Annotated in this window: 1 protein-coding gene; it reads left to right on the forward strand. The window is 39.3% G+C overall.

All coding sequences use genetic code 11. The features are described from left to right. Window positions 1-85 precede the first annotated feature (85 nt). The gene (locus WKT17_RS16210) at window positions 86-1243 is read left to right on the forward strand and encodes an IS630 family transposase (protein ID WP_257367737.1); all 1158 of its coding nucleotides are present in this window, start codon (window positions 86-88) and stop codon (window positions 1241-1243) included. Window positions 1244-1274: the final 31 nt, after the last annotated feature.

Here is a 1274-nt window from a genome sequence, read left to right on the forward strand (position 1 = left end):
CTAGTATAAAGTAAATTAAATAACTGCTATATATTTTATGGATGATGTGTGGTAAAATAGTGTTATCTAAGAAAGGATGAACACTATGAGAAAAACATATCTTCCCCTGTCAGATGAAGACAAGAATTACCTTAAATCATTATCCAAAAAGAGAACGATTCAGGCACAAGTCGTAGACCGTGCCAGAATCCTTTTATATAAAGCTGATGGAATGACATTCCAGGAAATCGCTGATAACCTTACAATCAGTACCGCAACGGTACGTCTTTGTATTTCGAAGTTTCACAAAGGCGGTGTGGATGCTGCAATTTTTGATATGCAGCGTTCTGGACGCCCATCAGAAATCACCGATGATGCTAAGGCATGGATGATTAGCATTGCATGTCAGAGACCAACAGAACTCGGCTATGCACAGGAACTTTGGACTTTGACTGCCCTCCACAAATACATTCAAAAGCATGCAGAGGAGGCGGGATATCCAAGGCTTTCAACAGTTACAAAGCCATATATCCAGAAATTTCTCAAGGAACAAGATATTAAGCCGTTTAAAATCAAGTATTACTGTGAAAAACGGGATCCTGATTTTGAATCAAAAATGCATGAGGTTCTGCTGGTTTACAAGCAGATTGAAATGCAGTTTGATGAAACTGGCACACTCATTGTTCCAGATGATTATAAACTGATTATTACGGTATCGTATGATGAGAAACCTGGCATTCAGGCAATCTCCAACACTGCACCAGATTTACGTCCAACACCAGGACACGGCGAAATATACCGTGATGCAGAATACAAACGTCTTGGAACCCTCTCTTTATTGGCTGGCATTGATTTACTTACAGGAGAAGCCATTCCGTTAGTAAGAGATACTCACAAGAGTTCTGATTTTATTGAGTTTTTAAAGATACTGGACAAAAAATATCCATCACAGGATTCCATCAGAATCATCCTGGATAATCACTCAGCACATACTTCCAAAGAAACACGACGCTTTCTGGACACCATGCCAAAGGGACGTTTTAAATTTGTGTTTACGCCGAAACATGGCTCATGGTTAAACATGATTGAAAGTTTCTTCAGCAAGATGACCAAGCAGATGCTTCGAGGAATTCGTGTCAATACCAAACAGGAGTTGGAAGAACGGATTTACAAGTACTTTGACGAAGTGAACCGTGAACCTGTGGTTTATCACTGGAAGTACAAAATGGATGAAATCAGTGAAGATGAAGCGGCCTCTGTTTAATATAGCAATTATTTATTATTCGTTGTACTAG

Origin of the sequence: Blautia sp. HCN-20427, from assembly GCF_037890365.1 — a bacterium.
Classification (GTDB): domain Bacteria; phylum Bacillota; class Clostridia; order Lachnospirales; family Lachnospiraceae; genus Blautia.

What these genes read in the sequence shown, in the direction of transcription:
- WKT17_RS16210 (WP_257367737.1), top strand. Translation starts at nt 86, where the DNA reads ATGAGAAAAACATATCTTCCCCTGTCAGATGAAGACAAGAATTACCTT.